Source organism: Alienimonas chondri, from assembly GCF_013036045.1.
Taxonomy (GTDB): Bacteria; Planctomycetota; Planctomycetia; order Planctomycetales; family Planctomycetaceae; genus Alienimonas; species Alienimonas chondri.
Genome location: NZ_WTPX01000275.1, coordinates 1 through 3,477 on the forward strand (window position 1 = coordinate 1; position 3,477 = coordinate 3,477).

Consider the following 3,477-nt stretch of genomic DNA (forward strand, 5'->3'; position numbering starts at 1 on the left):
CCCTCACCCCAGCCCCTCTCCCCCAAAAAGGGGGAGAGGGGAGTCATAAACCTCGTTCCCGGCTCACATCACCGCCGCCGCGCCGTAGATCAACAACAACCCGAAAAACACGGCGTTCAACAGCCAATACCCGGCCGTCAGCCACCAGGCGACGAGGTGTTCCTTCACGTCGAACACCCCCAACAGGCACAGCCGCGCGCCCCAGAACAGGGCCAGAAACCCGCACACGCTGCGGGCCAACGGCGTGCCGGCGGCCAGTTCGCCCGGCAGCCCGACGGCGATCAATCCAAACGCCAGAATCGTCGCGGCCGTATAGGCGCCGTACGTCCAATACATCTGCCGATGCAGCGCCGGCAGCGCCGCCATCGCGGTTTTCCATTCCAATCGAAACGGCACCAACGCCGAGGCGATCAAGATCCCCAGCTGACCGACCCCCGCGAGCCGCACGAACGTTTCCAAAGTCATATCAAATCAATCCGGCGAGCGGCGGGGCGTCAGCCCGCTGAGAAGTCTATTGAATACTAACCCGAAGCGTCAGCGAGGGACTCGATCGACAACAGGCGCCGCGTCCCTCGCTGACGCTTCGGGTTAGTGCTGTGGAAAACCATTTATCCGCGGCCTTGAACCAGAGAAAACAGCAGCGCCGCCGCCGGCCCCGCGGCGTCTTCTAAAAACGCCGCGGACAGCAACAACGGCAGCGGCAGCACGAGCCACGCCGCGGCATAAATGCGATTCGAGAAACCTCGCAACCGCCCGGCTTTACGCAGGCGGCGTTCCAGCGTCGCCCCCGCGGCTTGCAGCAGGAAATACACGAACGGCCCGCCGTAGAGCACGCCCGGGCGATCGGAGACCGGCAGGGTCAGCGCCGCCTCATGCACCGCCCCGCTGAGCGCAAACCCCGCCCACAACGCGACGCCCGGGGAGAACCGCTTCGCGAGCGGCGTGAAGACGGCGTCCCGCGTCAGCAGGGCGAACGCCGTGTTCCACCGCCGCCCCCAGAACTCCGCCAGCGTCGCGGCGCTCAGCGGGCGGTCCATCAACGGGACGGTATCCACGCCCGACGCTCGTAGCGCGAGGGACAGCAGGTAAAAGGCCCCGAAGTGCAGGGCGAACACGAACCCGGCCGCGGCGCACAGCCCTCCCCAGAGCGGTTCGCTCCGCATCGTCAGCGCTCCGCCACCGAGGAACAGCCACGCCCCGACGCTCAACATCAATAGACTCCGTCCCCACTCCGCATCGGCCGGCGGATCGGCCGAACCCCGCAGAAACCGGCGCCGTTCCAACCCCGGCCACAGCCACCACAGCAGTTCCCGCCCCCACGGCCCGCGTTCCGGCCCCACCGCCACAGCCCACGTCTTCGCTGCGAGCCACAGCCCCGCGCACACGACCGCCAACCGGACGACGGGTTCAACGGCAACGGGCATAGGAACGACCTTTCACCCCCTCGACCGCCGCACCGTCGCATGGTTCACGCGATGCTGACTGTCCTCCCCTCGCCCCCTTTTGGGGGAGAGGGGCCGGGGGTGAGGGGGCTGGAACCTGCCGATCGCCATTCACGCCGCCGTCGCTCTTGTTCCGCGTTCCTCCGTCGCCCCACGAACGACTGCGTGCGAGGGTTCGCTCATCCTCACCCCCGACCCCTCTCCCTGAGGGAGAGGGGAGGAGAGCGGGCGACTCCGCCGCATTGAGCCCCGACCGTCAGGGAGTGGGCCGCTCACACGGAGCCGGTTCCAAGCGGGCGTCGGACAGCTCTTTGACGGGCGAACGTCGACGGGCGAACAGTCATCAAACGGCGTCGAGCGGCCCCTCCCTGACGGTCGGGGCTCAGAAATCGCTCGTCTTTCCTCACCCCCGCCTCACCCCCGCGAGAATCGCCCCGGGGCGTAGGGCGCCGGATCCAGATGCGGGGCGGCGCCGGTGACCAACTCCGCGATCAACCGCCCGGTGCCCGGAGCCATCGACAGGCCGAGCATATTATGGCCGGCGGCGACGTATAGATTGTTCGCCCGCCCGTTGCGTCCCCCGACGCCGCGTCCCCCGGGGACCGGGCCGATCAGGGGGACGCCGTCCGGCGTCATCGGGCGCCAGCCGGCCCAACGATTGTCGCCGGTGGGGTGATCGTCCGCCGGCGGGTCGGCGGGAATATCCAAAAACCGGGACGCTCCGCGGGTCAACAGCGCCAGCCGGCGCCGGGCGATCGACGGGTTATAACCAGCGAACTCCATCACGCTGCCCAGCCGCAGCGCCGCCGGCCGGCGCTCCCCGGAGGCGCTGACTCCGCCGGCGTGCGGCGTGACGGCCACCCGCACCTCCGGCAGCAGCATCGGCCTCTTCGGCACCGCGGCGGGGTCGATCTCGTGCTCGTCGAGGTGCAGCGTCAGCGAATAGCCCTTCCCCGGCGCCACCGGCACCCGCACGCCGAGCGCCTTCTGAAAGTCCGGCGTCAGCGCCCCCGCGGCGACCACCACCGCATCCGCCTCGATCTCCCCCGCGGCGCCGTGCGCGTCTTCATAGTGAACCGCCGTCGCCCGGCCGTTCTCCGTGCGAAAGCCCTTTACGGCGATCCCCTCGCGCAGCTCCACGCCCCGAGCCAACAGCGAGGCCCGCCAGCTGTTCATCAGCACGTTCGGCCGCAGGTGGGCGTCGCCTTCATAAAACCACCCGCCGGCCAACCCGGGCCGCAGCGCCGGCTCGAACTCCGACAATTCCGCCCCGTCGAGCCGCCGGGCCGGGGCGTTGAAATGCTTGGAGAGCAGCTCGTCCGTGTGACCGAACGACTTGAACGCCCCGGCGCTTTGAAAGGCGAACAACAAGCCGTCCGCGGCGAACTCGCACTCCAACTCTCCCCCGGCGAGGCGATCATATAATGCCCGCGAGGAGGCCAGCAGCGGATGGATCGCCCGGCCGGCGGCGAGGGCGGCGGGCTCGTTGCAGCGGCGGGCGAACTCCGCCATCCAGCGCCACAATCCCGGATCGAACCGCGGCGCCAGCCGCAGCGGGGCGTTGGGTTTGAACAGACTCTTCAGCGCCTCCCCGAAGACCCCCGGCTCCGCGGGCGGCAGGATATGGCTGGGCGACAGCAGCCCGCAGTTCCCGTGCGAGCACGCCGCCCCGAAGCGATCCCGCTCCAGGATCACGACCTTCCGCCCGGCCTCCGTGAGGTAATGCGCGCACGCGGCGCCGATCACCCCGCCGCCGACGATCACCACGGGGGAGGTGTCAGACATCGTTCAATCAACCGCCGGGCAGGGCGTGGAGGGGGAGGGGAGCGAAGCCGCGATCGAGTTGCGGCATTCAACTTTAGAGCGAGGGACGACGATTCGTAGCGGACGGGGTTCGCTTTCTCCCCTCTCCCTTGAGGGAGAGGGGCCGGGGGTGAGGGTGAGCGAACCTTCGCAAATGCTGCGTTTGCAGGGGGACGGGCGAACGCTCGAGGAGAGCGAAGGGGCCGTAGAGGCTGGTCGGACGGTTCCAGCC

General features: G+C 69.0%; 3 protein-coding genes. All 3 read right to left on the reverse strand.

The window, feature by feature from the left end; genetic code table 11:
• Positions 1-63: 63 nt before the first annotated feature.
• Positions 64-465 (reverse strand): hypothetical protein, encoded by a 402-nt coding sequence (locus LzC2_RS20850; protein ID WP_171189955.1) that lies wholly within the window; start codon positions 463-465, stop codon positions 64-66.
• Between the two features lie 143 nt (positions 466-608).
• Positions 609-1,424 carry an MBOAT family protein gene (locus LzC2_RS20855; protein WP_171189956.1) on the reverse strand — a complete coding sequence of 272 codons (816 nt, stop codon included), beginning with the start codon at positions 1,422-1,424 and terminating at the stop codon, positions 609-611.
• 432 nt (positions 1,425-1,856) lie between these two features.
• Positions 1,857-3,227 (reverse strand): NAD(P)/FAD-dependent oxidoreductase, encoded by a 1,371-nt coding sequence (locus LzC2_RS20860; protein ID WP_171189957.1) that lies wholly within the window; start codon positions 3,225-3,227, stop codon positions 1,857-1,859.
• Positions 3,228-3,477 lie beyond the last annotated feature (250 nt).